At 60.1% G+C, this 14,721-nt stretch carries 18 protein-coding genes and 1 tRNA gene; 6 read left to right on the forward strand and 13 right to left on the reverse strand.

The features are described from left to right. From VIH17_09100 to VIH17_09110, 3 genes are all read right to left on the reverse strand, one after another. The coding region (locus tag VIH17_09100) for a DnaB-like helicase N-terminal domain-containing protein (protein ID HEY4683391.1) at positions 1 to 833 on the reverse strand (833 nt) is incomplete at its 3' end. Further along, positions 823 to 1,122 carry a helix-turn-helix domain-containing protein gene (locus tag VIH17_09105; protein HEY4683392.1) on the reverse strand — a complete coding sequence of 100 codons (300 nt, stop codon included), beginning with the start codon at positions 1,120 to 1,122 and terminating at the stop codon, positions 823 to 825. The genes VIH17_09105 and VIH17_09100, both read right to left, overlap by 11 nt. A gap of 15 nt (positions 1,123 to 1,137) precedes the next feature. Next, positions 1,138 to 2,181 (reverse strand): hypothetical protein, encoded by a 1,044-nt coding sequence (locus tag VIH17_09110; GenBank protein ID HEY4683393.1) that lies wholly within the window; start codon positions 2,179 to 2,181, stop codon positions 1,138 to 1,140. A 295-nt stretch (positions 2,182 to 2,476) separates the two neighbouring features. Between VIH17_09110 and VIH17_09115 the strand changes: the two genes are divergently transcribed. The 4 genes from VIH17_09115 (at position 2,477) to bcp (ending at position 4,957) form a co-directional block, all read left to right on the forward strand. After that, positions 2,477 to 3,592 (forward strand): site-specific integrase, encoded by a 1,116-nt coding sequence (locus VIH17_09115; protein HEY4683394.1) that lies wholly within the window; start codon positions 2,477 to 2,479, stop codon positions 3,590 to 3,592. A gap of 32 nt (positions 3,593 to 3,624) precedes the next feature. After that, positions 3,625 to 3,699: transfer RNA gene (locus VIH17_09120), tRNA-Asn, on the forward strand. Between the two features lie 168 nt (positions 3,700 to 3,867). Next, a complete protein-coding gene (locus tag VIH17_09125; GenBank protein HEY4683395.1) occupies positions 3,868 to 4,401 on the forward strand; it encodes a DUF2867 domain-containing protein in 534 nt (177 codons plus the stop codon). 94 nt (positions 4,402 to 4,495) lie between these two features. Continuing rightward, positions 4,496 to 4,957, forward strand: a complete 462-nt coding sequence (gene bcp, locus VIH17_09130) for a thioredoxin-dependent thiol peroxidase (protein ID HEY4683396.1) — start codon at positions 4,496 to 4,498, stop codon at positions 4,955 to 4,957. Positions 4,958 to 5,103: 146 nt separating this feature from the next. On the opposite strand, the gene VIH17_09135 is transcribed toward bcp, so the two are convergent. From VIH17_09135 to VIH17_09150, 4 genes are all read right to left on the reverse strand, one after another. Then, entirely contained in the window at positions 5,104 to 5,682 is a 579-nt protein-coding gene (locus VIH17_09135; GenBank protein HEY4683397.1) for a hypothetical protein, read from the reverse strand. 141 nt (positions 5,683 to 5,823) lie between these two features. Beyond that, positions 5,824 to 6,696, reverse strand: coding sequence for a pantoate--beta-alanine ligase (gene panC, locus VIH17_09140; protein HEY4683398.1), 873 nt, complete (start codon positions 6,694 to 6,696; stop codon positions 5,824 to 5,826). A 123-nt stretch (positions 6,697 to 6,819) separates the two neighbouring features. After that, a complete protein-coding gene (panB, locus tag VIH17_09145; GenBank protein ID HEY4683399.1) occupies positions 6,820 to 7,701 on the reverse strand; it encodes a 3-methyl-2-oxobutanoate hydroxymethyltransferase in 882 nt (293 codons plus the stop codon). A 229-nt stretch (positions 7,702 to 7,930) separates the two neighbouring features. Next, the gene (locus VIH17_09150; protein HEY4683400.1) at positions 7,931 to 8,593 is read right to left on the reverse strand and encodes a deoxynucleoside kinase; all 663 of its coding nucleotides are present in this window, start codon (positions 8,591 to 8,593) and stop codon (positions 7,931 to 7,933) included. Between the two features lie 187 nt (positions 8,594 to 8,780). Between VIH17_09150 and VIH17_09155 the strand changes: the two genes are divergently transcribed. Both VIH17_09155 and VIH17_09160 read left to right on the forward strand, forming a co-directional pair. After that, positions 8,781 to 9,887, forward strand: coding sequence for a DUF6569 family protein (locus tag VIH17_09155; protein ID HEY4683401.1), 1,107 nt, complete (start codon positions 8,781 to 8,783; stop codon positions 9,885 to 9,887). A gap of 40 nt (positions 9,888 to 9,927) precedes the next feature. Next, positions 9,928 to 10,776, forward strand: a complete 849-nt coding sequence (locus tag VIH17_09160) for a hypothetical protein (GenBank protein HEY4683402.1) — start codon at positions 9,928 to 9,930, stop codon at positions 10,774 to 10,776. Between the two features lie 92 nt (positions 10,777 to 10,868). Here the strand turns inward: VIH17_09160 and folK are convergent, their stop codons facing one another. The 6 genes from folK to VIH17_09190 form a co-directional block, all read right to left on the reverse strand. Next, positions 10,869 to 11,384, reverse strand: a complete 516-nt coding sequence (gene folK / locus VIH17_09165) for a 2-amino-4-hydroxy-6-hydroxymethyldihydropteridine diphosphokinase (protein ID HEY4683403.1) — start codon at positions 11,382 to 11,384, stop codon at positions 10,869 to 10,871. Between the two features lie 102 nt (positions 11,385 to 11,486). After that, the gene (gene ruvB, locus VIH17_09170; GenBank protein ID HEY4683404.1) at positions 11,487 to 12,521 is read right to left on the reverse strand and encodes a Holliday junction branch migration DNA helicase RuvB; all 1,035 of its coding nucleotides are present in this window, start codon (positions 12,519 to 12,521) and stop codon (positions 11,487 to 11,489) included. Between the two features lie 11 nt (positions 12,522 to 12,532). Beyond that, a complete protein-coding gene (gene ruvA, locus VIH17_09175) occupies positions 12,533 to 13,174 on the reverse strand; it encodes a Holliday junction branch migration protein RuvA (GenBank protein ID HEY4683405.1) in 642 nt (213 codons plus the stop codon). A gap of 321 nt (positions 13,175 to 13,495) precedes the next feature. Then, positions 13,496 to 13,858, reverse strand: coding sequence for a DUF6463 family protein (locus tag VIH17_09180; protein ID HEY4683406.1), 363 nt, complete (start codon positions 13,856 to 13,858; stop codon positions 13,496 to 13,498). A 156-nt stretch (positions 13,859 to 14,014) separates the two neighbouring features. Further along, the gene (locus VIH17_09185) at positions 14,015 to 14,278 is read right to left on the reverse strand and encodes a hypothetical protein (GenBank protein HEY4683407.1); all 264 of its coding nucleotides are present in this window, start codon (positions 14,276 to 14,278) and stop codon (positions 14,015 to 14,017) included. Continuing rightward, on the reverse strand, positions 14,275 to 14,583 hold the full coding sequence (locus tag VIH17_09190) for an AbrB/MazE/SpoVT family DNA-binding domain-containing protein (GenBank protein ID HEY4683408.1): 309 nt from the start codon (positions 14,581 to 14,583) through the stop codon (positions 14,275 to 14,277). Before VIH17_09190 ends, VIH17_09185 begins: the two co-directional genes overlap by 4 nt. Positions 14,584 to 14,721 lie beyond the last annotated feature (138 nt).

The raw sequence follows: 14,721 nt of genomic DNA on the forward strand, positions 1-14,721 counted from the left end.
TGCCCTTCCCGCGTGGCCAGGTCAGGAAGTGGGTAATCCTGAAGATCAGGAGTAATCAGTCGCAACGGCTTCAACCCTCCGATTCTTGTTGGTTCCGCGCCGGCAATCACGGCTGCGAGGCGCTCTCGCAACGTGGTTGCGGGCAATTCCCCGTCCACGTAGAGCACGCTGCGTGCTTTCGGAGCGCTCCATTGTAAGAAGCGACCACCCGTGGCAACTGCATGCGCCATCGCGAGAGCGATAAAGGTCTTCCCCACGCCCCGTTTCGAGTACAGCATCACGAGCCCTTGCGTCGGCAATATAGGGTTAAGGATCATCTCACGTGGAGGCACGTTCATCTGGAGAAGCTCCTCAGCCGAGACGGCCCGAAGACGCCGCTTCGTGGCTACAACTCCTCTGTCGAGCAATTCCCGCAAGCTTCCGAGAATCTTCTCCGGTTCCGCACCCTGCTGGAGCGCCGCGAGTCGAATTGCTTCCCCCGCGTGGGCGTAGCTGCGAAGTAGGGATGCCTGTCGCACCAGCTGCGCGTAGTGCTCGACGTTGGTTAAGCGCGGCACGCCGTCAATCAACTGCGAGACATAAGGCGAGCCTCCTACCGCCTCTAAATCCCCGCGCCGCTCGAGTTCACTAGCGAGCGTGAGAAGGTCAATCGGTTGACCTCCCTCATCCATGGCCACCATGCAACGAAAGACGCGACGATGAGATTCGAGAAAAAAATCTTCTGGCTTCAGCAGCTCGATGGCGGCGTTCAAGGCTGAGTTGTCGAGCAAGATGGCGCCGAGCATGCCCCGCTCAGCGTCAACGTTGTGCGGCAGCGGGCGGTCAGCATGCATCGCCGTCAGCCTTGCCCGCGCCGGTTGGCCGCGTGGCGTGGTCCCGCCGCGCGAAGTTCTCCAGCGCCGCGCACGGGATCAGCACGCGCGAGCCCACCCGTCGCACCACTATTTCCTTTCGTGCGATCAAATAGTCGAGAGTTCTCAGGGAGATGCTCAGCATTGCCGCAGCCTTCCGCCGAGATAGAAGCAACGAATCCACTAGGCCCCCTTGCGTCGCGCCGCTCGCAGCAGCACGCACTGCGACACCAATGGTGCGAGCATTTCGGAATCGAGTCGAGGAAAGCACTGACCACGCACGCAGCTACTTGGTCAGTGCTTTCCTCCGGCGGGAGAGGCGGGCCACACGGGCCGTCGAGGCAGGATCGGATTCGGGGTCACCTTTCCCGATGAGCTCCCAAACAGAAGTGACCATATAGGCAGCTTTTCCCTGGGGCGCACCCTGCTCTTGGAGGTGTTCCACCATCAAGCGGGTGACTGTGGTTTTGAGTGACTCGCGGTGGGGCGGATTAACGGTCGGGCCGGGTTTCCACCCCATTCTGGAAAAGAGTCGTTTTGCCCTGCGCCACTCCGGGGTACCCCTTTGCTGTTCCTGGTCGCGGACGAGCATATAGCCGCTCAGATAGTCTGCAAATCGGTGTGCCAGGGCATCCGCCACGCCGACTTTTATGAGCTCTCCGCGAAGGTCTTCCCACCAAGACACATGTTGGCGCTCAACTAGATGCGACCCGGCAACGCCTTGCAACTCTTCAATCTCCCGTTTCTCTGCTCGGGTCCGTGCCGCGTTTATTTCTTGCTGCGATGGGAAGCGAACCCACGGGCGAAAGGGATGGCGTTGTGCGCGGAGGATCCTTTGGGCCGCGGCACTCGCTATGCAGGCTGCCGGGTCGGCAGCGAACCAGTGTCGAACGTCGTATTCGTTCAGTCCACGTCGTGGTTCAAGCTTCTGCTCTGTGGCAACGACGCTGCGCAGCCATTTGATCTCCTCAAGATCGATCACGTTGTATTCCCGCCTTTTGGACCTACGCTCCATGGGATGGCGATGAAGTTGCTCGATTGCCTTCCTCACGAACTCGGTCAAGCGTATGTCTCCGTAGTACTTCCGGGTAAGGTCTTCGTAGGAAGGGCGTTTGCGTTCCGCCGCCTCGAACCATTGCTTTCCGCTTTGCTGGTCAGATTTCAACTCTAACACACGGCCGGGAGGAGACATCTCCCACTCCATCCAGGCGTTACGTAGCCGCGGGTCGTCGAGTTCCTCCGGTTTTAGCTTGCTGAGAAGTTTGCAGCAGGATTTCGCCTTGGAGTCCTTTCTGGGCGGCCTTTTTCTTACGTTCGGACGTTTGCGCATCGCACCTTCCCGCGTAACTACTCGTTGTGGCGTGAGTCTCGGGAGGCGGGCTGGCATGCACCCGCTTTTGGCTGGCCTGTGCCTAACCGCGCGGCCCCATTCTAGCAGATAGATTCGCCCTTGACAACCTATCCTGTTAGGTTTATTGTAAGCGCATGCGTTGCCCCACCCACGGTGTCAAGCTTGTTTGCTTCTGCCCGGCCTGCCGTGGTGCGATTCGCTCCCCGCGCAAGGCCCGGGCCTCAAGGCGGAACGGCAAGCTTGGCGGCAGACCGCCGAAGAAAGAAGGCCAACAATGAAACAGCGCGGTATCTTTGAGAAGTTCCCTGGCTCAGGCGTGTGGTGGATTCGATATGCCGACGCCATCGGCCGGATTCGCCGCGAGAAGGCAGGCTCTAAGAGCGCAGCACTGTTACTGTACCGCAAGCGCAAGACAGAAGCCTTACAAGGCAAGAAATTGCCAGAACGGCTCCGAGCCCCAATTGTGAGTTTTGCGGAGCTTGCCCAGGATGCCTTGGCCTACTCGAAGGCCCACAAACGCAGCTACCCGGATGATGTCTACCGAATGGCACGGTTGCTAGAGTGGTTCCGGGATCGGGCCGCCGATTCCATTACCCCCCAAGAAATCGAGCGGAAGCTGGAGCAAGCCATCCAAGAAGAGGGTTGGGCTCCAGCAACGTGTAACCGGCACCGGGCTCTGCTGTCCCTCATTTACCGCCTGGGGATTCGCAACGGCAAGGTTTCCGCAAACCCAGCTCGGCTTGTACGACATAGGCCCGAGAACAATGCACGGATGCGCTGGCTGAGCGCTGAGGAAGAAAAGCGGCTCCGCGAAGTCATGCAGGGCAATTACGCTGAGCATGTGCCCGAGCTGGATTTGGCCCTGAACACCGGGCTGCGGCTCAGCGAGATGTACGGCCTGACTTGGGAGAACGTGAACCTTTCCCGGCGGATTCTGACTGTGCCCCGTAGCAAAAATGGTGAGATGCGGCATGTGCCTCTAAACGGCGCAGCTCTAGCCGCCCTGAAGGCTCTAAGCGAGCGTGGAAACAGCGCAGGCCGGGTAATCCGCAACAGTAAGGGCGAACCCCTGGCCAAGCCCCGGCACTGGTTCGAGTCTGCCATCCGCGAGGCCGGAATTGAAGACTTCACGTGGCACTGCTTGCGGCACACCTTCGCCAGCCGCCTCGTCATGGCCGGAGTTGACCTACGCACCGTTCAAGAGCTACTAGGGCACAAAACCATAGCCATGACCGTACGCTATTCTCATGTCGCTCCCACCCACCAACTGGCTGCCGTGGAACGGCTAACGGAAGCCTGCGCGTCGACCCCGACAGAGAAGGCAACTGACACCAACACTAGCACCGGCGCATTTGAACCAATCGGACCCGAACCGGCGTATGTTCACTAAGTCATTCTGGGGTATGATGTTGCAACCGAAACTGGGGTGGAGTGCGTCTGGTAGCACGCCGGACTGTTAATCCGGAGGTGGAGGTTCGAATCCTTCCGCCCCAGCCATTTCGCCGCCGACGAATTGTCCTGTTACCGGCCTCTTCCCGCTGGGTCGGACTACGACGGCGAATTGACGCGAATGGATTTTGTCTGGAAGCGCCTCTGAGAGGATCGCCCAACCCATCCGCTTGCGCCTCTCCCGGAGCAACTTTTCCATGCTATCTTGCGAGCGCCATGCTGGTTCGGCCGGAGGACTTTCTTCAGAGATTTCCTGACCTTGAGTCCTTGCGCCGCTCCCCGCAAGCGGAAGTAACCAACGTCCACGCGGTCGCAATCAACGCCACCCCGGCCGAAATCTTTTCGCTCGGCTTGCAGCGGCTCTCCGAAATTCGTCTCCACCCGCTGCACCAGCTTCTTTTTGCCACCCGCGTCGCGGCCGGAAAAGTTTTTGGTTGGGATCGAGGACTTGTTTGGGACCGCGAAACAAATTGGACCGTGGGCGGGCGGGTCTTCTTCTCTCGTGTCGAGGCCATAGTGCCCGGCCGGGAATGGGTGCTCGGGGTCGAGAACCGCCTGACGCGAACCATCAGTGCCTTCGTCGCCGACCCGATTTCCGATTCGACGACGATGCTCTACAATCTCACCCGCGCCCACTTCAAAGGCCGGATGGGCAGAGCCTATTGGCTGGTGATCCGCCGGTTTCACGACACCATCACGGAAGACCTGCTGGGCAAGCTGAAGCGGCGCGTCGAGGAAACGCGGCGCTGAGTGGGATAGCCCCGCCTGCCGGGGAATCGCTTCCCGACTGTCTTGAGGGGCGCCGGATTACTGTTAGAATCAAAGAATACCTGGAGGATTTTTCATGGCTGCACTCAAGGAAGGCGACCGGGCACCGGACTTTTCCCTGCTGGCCGACGACGGCCAAACCATTTCCCTCGGAGCTTTTCGCGGCAAGCACGTGGTGCTCTATTTTTATCCGAAGGACATGACGCCCGGGTGCACGCTTGAGGCCTGTTCGTTTCGCGACCATTACGCCGCCATCCGCCGGGCGGGCGCGGAGATTCTGGGCGTCAGCTTTGACTCGACCGACCGGCACAGGAAATTCAAAGAGCAGCAGAAGCTTCCCTTTCCGCTCCTCACCGACTCCAAGAAAGAGACCGCCACGGCCTACGGCGTGCACAAACGCAAGTCGCTCTACGGCCGCCTTTTCAAAGGGATTGAGCGGACTACCTTCCTCATTGATGCCGAAGGAAAAATAAAAAAGATCTTTCCCAAGGTCAAGGTGAAGGGGCACAGCGAGGAAGTTCTTGCGGCACTCAGGTGAACCATTAGGGGTGGATGGGAACCGTTAGCGGGTGGGAGGCTCGAGACGAACTATCTTTCTCCGCAGAACATTTGCTTTTGAGGGCGTTCGTCAGGCCACTCTTCGCGATTCTCCATCCACTCCCGCCACTGCTGATTCGGCAACCGTCACTGGACGGTCAAAGCGTTCTTCAGCGTGAACCGCAGGAGTCTCTCGGACGGATACTCGACGTCCTTCTTGCCCGTAGCGGCCGCCCCTGCCGTTCCGGCACCCGCGCCGGCCACCGAGCCGATCGCCGCGCCTTTGCCCCCGCCGGCAATGGCGCCAATGATCGCGCCCGCCGCCGCGCCGCCGCCGATGGCTGCCACGTTGCGCTGGGCGTGGCTCTTTTCGGTGCGACCGGTGAAGCCGGTGCTGAGCGGATAAGTCCTGCCATTGATCTCAATCGAAACCAGCTTCAGATAGAGCTTTGCCGGCGTCCTAAGCCGCCCCGAAGCGACCGCCGATACGACCTCGCCATTCACCCGAGCGCCGCGCGGGACCACCGTCTTCCCGCCAACCACAACCGGCACATCGACCGAGGCGGCGAAGGGTTCGCCCACCCTGTTCTTGGCGGAGCTGAGTGAGTCAATCAAACGAACCGAAAGGGTCGTTCCGGCAGGTACCGTCGTGGCCGCGAACGCTCCAAGCGACATGCCCAGAACAGCTACCATCAAAAAGAGCCCGACTGCGAATCGCTTTCCCATGGCTACTCCTTTGTGAACTTTGACAAACCGCGGCTCCTTCCGCGAATGCAATTATCTTTATGCCTCACAGGATACCACAAGGAGACGACCCTGGGCAGGTAGGAGGCTCAAAGAAGCAAGGAGGCCAAGAAGGAAAGATGCCTACAACTCGAAAAAGGGTTGGCCCTCGCCGATTTCGATGATCATGTTGTCAATCAGGCGAGTGTTGCCGAACAAGACGGCCAACGCCACCAGGCAACGCCCGCGGAGGTCGAGCTTGGGCTCGAACGTATCCGCGTCCACGATCTCCACGTAGTCCACCATCGCCCGCCGTTCTGCTTCGATCCACTTGCGTATCTCCCCCGCCAGCAGCGACACCGATCGCTCGCCCTGCTCGATGAGTTTTCGGGCGCGGCTGAGGCTGCGATAAAGAACGGTGGCGGCCCGGCGCTCGTCGGCATGGAGGTAAGCATTGCGGGAACTCAACGCCAGCCCATCGGCTTCGCGCACGATCGGGCAGACCACCATCTCGGTATCGAGGTTGAGGTCGCCGGCCATCTGGCGGATGATGCGCGCCTGCTGCGCGTCCTTGCGGCCAAAAAAAGCAAAGTGGGGTCGGACGATTTCGAGCAACTTCAGAACCACGGTCGTCACCCCGCGGAAATGCCCCGGGCGGCTTTTCCCGCAAAGGCGCTCGCTCAAGCCTTCCACGGTGACGTAGGTGCGAAACCCCGCCGGGTACATCTCCTCGGCCCGGGGCGCAAAGAGGTAGGCGACGCCCTCCGGTTCGAGTTTTGCCCGGTCGCCGTCAAAGTCGCGCGGATAGCGGGCAAAATCCTCTTTGGGGCCGAACTGTTTGGGGTTAACGAAAAGGGAAACAACCACCCGCGAGCAGCGCTCCCGGGCAGCGCGCACCAGCGAAAGGTGGCCTTCATGGAGCGCGCCCATCGTCGGCACAAACCCGAGAACTTCGCCTGCATCGCGCGCCTGCCGCGCCGCCTGCTTCATCCAGTCAATGGTGTGAATGGTTTCCATACCGGGAACAGGCAACCATGGATGCACAACCACCGATACCGATGGAAAGAGAGCGTGGCTGGAAGCTTATCCGCATCCATTTGCTGAGTATTCTGTCGGTGTTCATCCGTGGTTCAAGATTTTCTAGCATTTTCTAACCAGCGTGGCGAGCATTCGGTCGCGCGTCTCCGTCGGCAGATGATACGACTCGGCGTCAGACGGAAAGGCCCCGGCCAGAGTATCCTTTTTGAAACCCTCCACGGCATGGCGAATTTGGGCCGCCAGATCGGCATATTGACGGGCAAACTTCGGCTGCACGCTGAAGCTCAATCCGACCAGGTCGTGGAACACCAGCACCTGGCCATCGCACTCCGGCCCGGCACCGATGCCGATGGTGGGGATTTTAAGCTCGCGGGTAATGAGCGCGGCCAGCTCCCGCGGGATGGATTCCAGCACGATTGAAAACGCACCGGCGGCTTCGACCGCCCGGGCGTCGCGCAGCAGTTGCTCGGCCGCTTCGATGGATTTCCCCTGCACCTTGAAGCCGCCCAGGGCGTGCACCGATTGCGGTGTCAGGCCGACGTGGCCCATGACCGGTATCTCCGCTTCCACCAGCCGGGCAATCAGCTCGAGGCGTTTTTCTCCGCCTTCCACCTTGACCGCTTCCGCGCCGCCTTCTTTCACGAACCGCACCGCGTTGCCCACGGCGGAGGCGGCATCCAGGTGAAAGGAGCCGTAGGGCATGTCGGCGATGACGAGTGCCCGCTTCACCCCGCGGCGCACCGCTCGCGTGTGGTGAAGCATTTCTTCCACCGTCACCGGCAAGGTGTTTTCGTAGCCGAGCACGACCATAGCGAGGGAATCGCCGACCAGAATCATGTCGATCCCGGCCTCGTCCACCAGCCGTGCGGTCGGATAATCGTAAGCGGTCAAGCAGGTGATGCGCTCTCGGCAAGATTTTCGTTCGAGGATGGTCGGAACGGTTACCTTGCGGTTCCCGTTTCCGCCGTTGAGGGGGACGCTCATGGTTACCTCCTGGGTGCCGGTCGCTAAGGGATCCGGCCCGAAAATCAAAAGCCCTTTCTGCCGGAGGTCCCGCAGAAAGGGCTGAGGACGATAGCGCCCCGCGGCCGCCCCCTCCCGCCTTGGCGGGATCCGAGCCGCCGCACCATCTTGATACCTTGGCGAACCGCGAACCCTCCCGACCACTCGGGCCGAGTCGCGCTCCGCTTGCGCTCACCGTCTCAGTCCCGCGTTAGCGGGATCCAAGCGGCAGAAAATACTGCGTGCCTTTCACCGGCTGCGAGAGCCGTCGCATCAGCTCCTGCAAGTCATCGTTCCGGTCAACAAAATCAATCTCGGACGTGTTCACCACCAGCAGGTCTGACGCCGTATAGTGAAAGAAGAAGTGCTCGTACGCCTTGGCAACCTCTTCCAGGTACTCCTCGGAAAGCTCTGCCTCGATCGGATGATTTTTCTTGGCGATGCGTTTCTTCAGGACTTCCGGCGTCGCCTGAAGGTAAATCACCAGATCGGGCGTCGGCAAACGCTCCCGGAACGATTCGTAGTAGAGGTCATAGACCTTCAACTCGGAATCGTCCAGATTAATGTACGCGAAAATCTTGTCTTTCTCAACGAGAAAATCGGATACGACCACGCGGTTGGGGTCGGAAGCAAAGTCCAACTCTTTCAACAAGTTGTATCGCTCGATGAGGAAGTGCATCTGGGCGGCAAAGGCGGCGCCGGGGTGTTCCTCATAAAAGGCCTGCAAAAAGGGATTGTCCTCGCTGTCCAGGATGCGCCGGGCGTGCAGCCGTTCGGCAAGAATCTTTGCCAGCGAGGTTTTGCCAACGCGGATGGGACCTTCGACAACGATGTAGCGTGGCGGAACAAACGCGGGAGTGGGAGCGAGCGCCATGGCGGCGGATTATAGCCAAGCCTCCGCGCTCCCGCAAGCCAACGATCCCGGGAGCACCCTTCTGCCCGAGAACCTCCCATACTCTTTTCTTCGCTGTCTGCCGGTCACGTCTATTTTTTGGCTAACCTTTTGCCCGCAACCGGTGTCAAACAGATTGGGTGTAGTCCCGGGCGAAGGGGAGGCAACCATGTCTCGTCGTCTCGGGCTTTTCTTCTTCTTCCTCACTCTCTTCGCATGTCTCGGGTTTCTTGCCCGGGTTGCTTTTCTTGAAACCGTCCAGGCAAAAACCACCTCAAGGGTTCTTCCTCCGGCCAGCTACGAGGGCCTGGCTCTCTATCCGGTGGTGGTGTCGGAGTGGCCTTCGACGGAAGATTACCTGACGCTCGATGAAGGTCTCCAAACGGGCCAGGTGGTGGTGAGCGAGGTAGGCGGTGAAATTCTCCGTCGCTCGCGCGATGGCCGGCCGCTGCCCATCCAGGGCGGAGGGGCGCAGGTGAATCGCCTGGCGCTCCTCAATCACTCCAAGAAGCGCCTGATTTTGCTTGCTGGCGAAATTGTGAGTGGCGGTAAGCAGGACCGCGTGATTGCCAAGGACCGCCTGGTCGCTCCGGAAGGGGAACCGCTGCCGCTCGATGTCTTCTGTGTCGAACACGGGCGGTGGACGGGTGCTTCATATCAATTCCACGCGGTCGAGCTCATGGCTCACCCGAAGTTGCGGCAGGAAGTGGCTGTCGCCAAGGATCAAGCCAAAGTCTGGGCCGAAGTGAGCGGCGAAAACCGCGTTGCAGGCGGGAGTGGGGGAGGGCTGGCGACTTCGACCGCGACCGTTGAGGCAGTCGCCCGCTCGGGCACGGCGGCCTACACGAGTATTGCCAAGGACGCTCGCAGCCGGCGGCACATCGAGCCTTTTGCTGACGAGCTCGACCGTCGCTTCAAGCAGGCCACCGCCGGCCTCAAACAGGAAAGGGTCGTGGGTGTGGTCGTGGCTTACGGCGGCGAGCTGGCCTGGGCGGATGTGTTCGCTTCGCCGGCGCTGTTTGAGCGCTACTGGTCCAAGCTGCTCCGCTCCTACGTGGTCGAAGCGCTGAACCGGCCCAAGCCTAAGGAGGCGGCGCCGGAAGTGGCGCGGGCGCAGGAATTTCTTACCCCGCTTCGTGGCGCAGAAAAATCAGAGAGCGAACCTGACCTCTACCGCACCACCGAAATCTCCGAGCGCGGCTATGCCCAATTCGAGCTCATCGCCCTCGGCAAATCGCCGCTCGAGCTGCACTTCAACAAGCTGCGGAAGGAATAAGGGTTCGCCTTCGGACAGACCACTACGAGGGAGATTAGAAATGCGGCCCGCAATGGATGCGGGACCGGCCGATCCGGCGTCGCTGCTTGAAGAGCTGGCTCGGGCGATGGCGCCCAGGGAGAAAGCGACGCACCGGCTGGAAGTTCATCGGGTATGCTGGCCTGTCGATATGCGCCGCGTAGGACGCAAGATGCTCGGCTTCGTGGTAATGGCGATTTTTCTCGCGCCGAGCACCGCGACCGCCCAGGAGCCTGAGTACGAAAGCGAGCGGCAACTCCCGCTTGCGCCCCCCGATATGGTGCGGACCGCCGAGCACCTCCTGATCGAAAATTTCGGCCGCGAGCCATTCGAGAGGTTCGTCACGCTTCGCTCGGCACGTACCTATCCGCCTGGCAAGCTCAACGCAAGCGCTGTGCACGCCGTGAGCTTCAACTATCGCATCGAGGGCCTGGACTACCTCCTCTTCCATCCGGTATCTCTCTGGCTCGATGACGCCGACCAGGTAGTGAGTAGCTCCGGCGTGGTCAATTGCCGCGATCGGCAAATCTCATGCCCGCCTTTTCGGACTACTCGCGCGGCGGCCATTGCCATTGCCCGACGCGCCGGCTTGAAGCCAGGAAAAGAGTCCTTCTGCCTGGGCGGGGAATTCGTTCAAGGCTATTGCACGCAGCTCTACTTCCATCCGCGGTCGAAGCGATTTGTCTGGAGCGTGCGCAACAAAAGGCCACGCTGGCGTTCGTGGGAGTCGTGGCTTCCCCGGATGGAACCCAAGGGTTCGGCGATCTGCATTACTGAGCGCGGCAAAGAGGCGATCATTGACGCCCATGGCGGCGAGGTCTATGAACTGCAGCCGTGGATTGCCTTCGTCATGTATGCGCCTCATCCGTAAAGCTGTCTCCACATCAGGAGAGACTTGCTGATTGCCCGGACGAAAACTTGGCCGGCAGGCGCGCTGATTTCTGATTCTCGAATTTTGATTTTCTATTTTCTATTTTCGCCCCCGCGCCAGCGGCGAACTTGGCTCCGGTCGGGCGTCGCCGCCAGCAGCTCAGTGACGCTTTTCTGGAACGCGGGATGCCGCAGCCAGGGTGCCAGCTCCCGCAGCGGCTGCAAAACAAATCGCCGGTCGGTCATCCGGGGGTGAGGCACTTGAAGCTCGGCGGAACGAACAATCGCGTTTTCATAAAGCAGGATGTCAATGTCAATCCCCCGCGGGCCGCGCCTCACCATCCTTCGCCGGCCGAGCAGCCGTTCAATCCTCCGCAGCTCGTGCAACAACTGAAGCGGCAGCAGCGACGTTTCCGCCTCCACCACGCAGTTGAGGAACCATCCCTGCGCCGGAAAATCCACCGGCTCGGTTTGATAGAGCGAGCTGACCCGCCGCACTGCAATGCCGCTCGAGTTCATCCGGGCGATGGCCCGCTCCAGGTTCACCTGGCGGTCGCCCAGGTTCGAGCCGAGCGAAAGATAAACCGTCTTGGGATGCGTTGCGGCCATCAAATCCTCTGCTTCACACAGGCCTTTGCCATCTCAGTAATCGGTCTTGATCCGATCTGTGTTCATCAGTGTTCATCTGTGGTTGCAGTCTCTGGGATGGTGCTAGAACAAATCCGGCTGCCGCGATGGCGGGTTCAACCCAAAATGCTTGTAGGCGAGCGCGGTGGCCATGCGGCCGCGGGACGTGCGGTTCAAGAAGCCAATCTGGATCAAGAACGGCTCGTAGATCTCTTCAATGGCGTCCACTTCCTCGGCAATCGAAGCCGCCAGCGTGTTCACGCCCACCGGCCCGCCGTCATATTTCTCAATGATCGTCAAGAGCAGCTTGCGGTCCATTTCGTCAAAGCCGTAATCGTCCACTTCGAGCATTTTGAGCGCATCGCGGGCAACCTCCCCGGTGATTTTTCCGGCGGCGCGTACCTCGGCAAAATCCCGCACCCGGCGCAGCAAGCGGTTCGCCACCCGCGGCGTGCCCCGGCTGCGGCGAGAGATTTCTTCCGATCCCCCGCCATCCACCGGGATCGCCAGAATCTGTGCTGAGCGCCGCACAATCTGATCAAGGTCATCCGGCGGGTAGAAGTCCAGCCGGTGAACAATCCCGAAGCGCGAGCGCAGCGGCGCCGTGATGAGTCCGGCGCGAGTGGTGGCGCCGATGAGCGTGAAGGGTTGCAGGCGGTAGGGATGAATTCTGGCCCCCGGCCCCTGGCCGATGACCAGATCAATCCGGTATTCCTCCATCGCCGGATAGAGAATTTCTTCGATCTGCGCCTGGAGGCGATGAATCTCGTCGAGGAAGAGACACTCGCGCATCTCGAGCGCCGTCAGGATGGCGGTCAGGTCGCCTTTGCGCTCGAGCATGGGTCCCGAGCTGACCTTGATGTCAACGCCCAGCTCGTTGGCGATGATGGTGGCGAGGGTCGTTTTGCCGAGGCCGGGCGGCCCATAGAGCAAAACGTGGTCGAGCGCCTCGCCTCTCGAGCGAGTGGCCTCAATGGCGATGGAGAGAATCTCCTTGATCCGCGCGTGCCCGACAAATTCGGCGAGTGTGCGCGGCCGAATGCTCGACTCAAACTTCGAGTCATCGTTATAAGCCTGCCCGGAGACCAATCGTCGGCGGTCATCCTGAGGCTTCGGCATGGACCCGGCGCTCATGCGTTTGTACCCGCCCCTCTCGATGCCATCGGGGCTCGTGCCCGCCGCCCGGTGAGCCGTTGCAACGCTTCTCGCAAAACCGCGTCAAAGGATTTTTCGCTCGCCTCGCGCGCCGCTTCAGCCACCGCCTTCTCGACGGCTGCTTGCGGATAGCCCAGGTTGAGCAGCGCGGAAGCGACGTCGGCTTCAAAGGCGCCGCCCGATACTGCCGGGGCAGCGGCTATTCCCGTTTCGAGATGGGCCACCTTGTCGCGCAGCTCGACCACGATCCGCTCAGCCGTCTTCCGCCCGATCCCGGGTATCGCCGTCAGCCGGACCAAATCGTTGCGCCGGATGGCGGGTACGAGTTCGTCCACCGCCAGGCCGGAGAGCAACGTGATGGCCAGGTTAGGACCGATGCCGGTGACCTTCAGGAGCTGCTCAAACAGCGATTTTTCCTTGGCAGTCAGAAAACCGTAAAGCGTCAACGCATCTTCGCGGACGTGGGTGTGGATGAGGAGAGAAACTTCGCTGCGCAGCGGGCCCAGTTCCACGTAAGTCGAAAGCGGCACCTGGACGGCGTAACCAACCCCATTCACGTCCACCAGGATGCGGTTCGGCCGCTTCTCCGCCACCGTCCCGTGCAATGAGCCGATCATTTGTGCGCCATTATTGAGCAGCCCCGCCCCTGTGTCAACGCGGCGGGCAAATAGTCATTTGCTTCCAAAGAAATGCAAGCTGCCTAGTTGTCCAGAACTTCTAAGACGAGGGGCGTGTTTGGCGGCACTCTTTCTCTAAGGCAGAGAGCGTGACAATAGAGTTCTTGCGAAGGCTCGGCGGCCTTCTGGTCCTTGGGGTAGAGCAGCCGAACAGTTATGTGTCCGGCGTGAGAGTCACGCGGTTCAATCCCTTGTCCGCAGAAGCAGCAGATAGCTCCCTTTGCTTCGAGTCCCTCTTTGATCATCGCGTCCGTCTCAGCGTCAACCGAGACTCTCCTTTTGTGCCGGGAGCCAATTAAGCAGGGCCGGGACAAGAGCAAGCCACCCGCCGGAATAGGGCATGAGCATGCCGCCGACCACGAAAAGCGCCAAAAATTCCCAGCCGAGGAAGGCGGGCGTTCGCTTGCCCTGCGCTTCGAGCCAACTGACGACCTGGCCGAGGAAAATCGCCAGCACGCCGAAGCACAGCGACCAGAAAATCATCTGCCGATCCTTGTGTGGATCGATGGTATTGAAGAAGCCGTCCTGCCAGATGGCCACGAGTGCCCTCCGACCCCACCATAGAAACAACGCACAGTGAATCACTCCAATTGCCATGAGCAGCCGCCCAGCAATCCGCCCCATCTGTGCACCTCCTACTGGTTCTTGGTTGGAAGATTCTTTGGCGTCCGCCATACCGCGTTGGACTGCTTTACGTCAGCAATGAGGTAAACCGAGTCGGTCGAACCAGCATTCCACTTCCCTGAAGACTCTTCAGGTCAATAACGAAACATTGGCCGTTCACTTCATCTCCTTCGTCAAAATGTCGTGGGTGCCGACGCGACGGAGGGTGACCAAGTCCGACTCCCAGTTGAAGGTGAAGCGATAGACAATCGTAATCCGAGCTTCCCAAATGTGTTTCGTCCCTTTGATTCGTTTTGTGTGTAAAGAGGGATGGAGCGGATTCTGCTCCAGAAGAGCGAGCGCCTTGTCCGTTTGCTTCTGGATGTGCTTCGGGAGGCGTTGATAGTCCCTCCGAAAGCGATCGAAGACCCGAACTCTCACGATTTCAGGCTCGCGATAGCTTGCCGCATGCTCTTATATTCCTTGTAGCGGCCCTTGGCGAGGTCTTCATCTGCTTCCTTTTCTTTTTTCTGCCACTCCGGGGTCCAGAACCACAATTGATCACGGGGAATCAAAGCCATAGGGACAAGTTCGATCTTGTCATCCCATACGCGCAATTCAAGAACGTCACCTTCGCTCAAGCGGAGTTTGGCGAGAGCTTCCTGCGGTATGGTGAGCTGCCGCTTGGCCCCCAGCCTGACCTTTTCCTTTAGAGGTGTTCCCATAGGCTTCGAAAAATCTGACAATCGGACAATCGGATTATCCGACAAAGGGCAGGGGCTGTCAAGTTCTTGAGTCCGCCTACGAGAGCGGCCATGGCTACCGCTGGTAGCGGCCCATCAATTCGGCTTGGGCAAGGATGTGCCCTTTCATGGCCTTTTCCA

The organism is Candidatus Acidiferrales bacterium (assembly GCA_036514995.1).
Taxonomy (GTDB): Bacteria; Acidobacteriota; Terriglobia; order Acidiferrales; family DATBWB01; genus DATBWB01.